The 1,445-nt window shown below is 78.0% G+C and carries 1 protein-coding gene and 1 pseudogene; both read left to right on the top strand.

Annotated elements, in window-relative coordinates; translation table 11 throughout:
• Positions 1–1,336: pseudogene (locus ACQRUO_RS39400) on the top strand (hypothetical protein); the annotation flags it as partial.
• A gap of 10 nt (positions 1,337–1,346) precedes the next feature.
• Positions 1,347–1,445: roadblock/LC7 domain-containing protein (locus tag ACQRUO_RS39395; RefSeq protein ID WP_173669913.1), on the top strand; the 99-nt coding region annotated here is incomplete at its 3' end.

Here is a 1,445-nt window from a genome sequence, read left to right as displayed (position 1 = left end):
CTCCGGCCTGCCCCGCCGCGGTGCGCCGCAGGGTGCCGCGGCCGGCGACCAGCCGCAGCACAACCGGGCCAAGGCCCGGCCGCAGGGCCAGGGCGTGCGCAGTGACGTGGGTCCGAACGGCCGTCCGGGCGGACTGCCGCAGCGCCGACCGGGCCAGGCCGGCCCGGGGGCGCCGCCGCAGGGCCAGCCCCAGCTCGGCCAGCAGCAGCCCGGCCGTCCCGGCCAGCCGCAGCAGGGCCAGCCGCAGCCCGGTCAGCAGCAGGCCGGCCGGCCGCAGCCCGGTCAGGGCGCGCCGCAGGGTCGCCCGCAGCCGGCACCGGCCGCCCGTCCGCAGGCCCCGGCCGCGGACCGGCAGGGTCCGCCCACGCTGCAGCAGCCGGTGATCGGTCAGGGTGCGCCCGAGCCGGCCCCGGTGGAGAGCACCCAGTCCTTCGCCCGGCCCGCCTTCGAGGCGAGCCAGATCGACCCGCGCGACCCGCTCGGCCTCGGTCTGGTCGAGCCGGTGCTGCCCAGCGTGGCCAACCCGGCCCCGCGGCAGGGCGGTTACCCGGAGCAGCAGCCGGCCCAGCCGCCGGTCGCCCAGCAGAGCGCGCCCCAGCAGGCGCTGCCGCAGCAGCAGCCGATGGCGCTGCCGCCGCGCCGCTCGCCCGAGCACGGCGCGACGCCCGGCACTCCGGGCGACGGGCAGCAGGGCTTCCGCAGCGGCGGCGCCAGCCGGATGGCCTCGGTCCAGGTGAACCAGCCGGCCGCCGACGGCAGCGACCCCGAGGGTCGCCAGGCGTACCAGCCGCAGCGTCCCGGCACCTCGGCGCCGGGCTTCGACCAGCAGCCGGGCCGCCAGCAGCAGCCTGGCCAGCAGGGTCAGCAGCAGGGCCAGCCCCAGCCGGGCCGGCAGCAGTTCGGCGGCCAGGGCGGTCAGCCGGGCGAGGCGCCGTGGCGTCCGTCGGCCAACGACGAGCGCTGGCGCCGGGCCGAGCAGGTCCGGGTGCCCTCCTCCGACGGGGTCACCCTGTCCGGTCTGCCCCGGCGCACCCCGCAGGCGAACCTGGTGGCCGGCACCGCCGAGGCCGCCCCGCTGACCGGTCCGCAGGTCTCCCGGGCGCCCGAGGAGGTGCGCGGCCGGCTGACCAACCTGCGCCGCGGCATCCAGCAGGGCCGCCGGGCGGGAGCCGAGGCGACCCAGGGAATTCCGGTGTCCGGACAACAGTTCGACGGTTTCGGGCGCCCCGCTGGTGCCGATCAAGCACAGGGCGGCTACCGTTCTGCCGCGCCGGACCCCTTCGGCGACGGCGGCCGCGGTGGCCACGGCTTCGGCACCGAGAACCAGGAGCGTTGAGTTGAGTCAGATGAGCCAGGCCGCACAGAACCTGAACTGGCTGATCACCAATTTCGTGGACAACACCCCCGGGGTGTCGCACACGGTGGTGGTCTCCGCCGACGGACTC

It is taken from the genome of Kitasatospora sp. LaBMicrA B282, from assembly GCF_050325825.1.
Classification (GTDB): domain Bacteria; phylum Actinomycetota; class Actinomycetes; order Streptomycetales; family Streptomycetaceae; genus Kitasatospora.
Note: the sequence above shows the minus strand (reverse complement) of the source record. Positions and strands in the feature narration are given on the sequence as shown.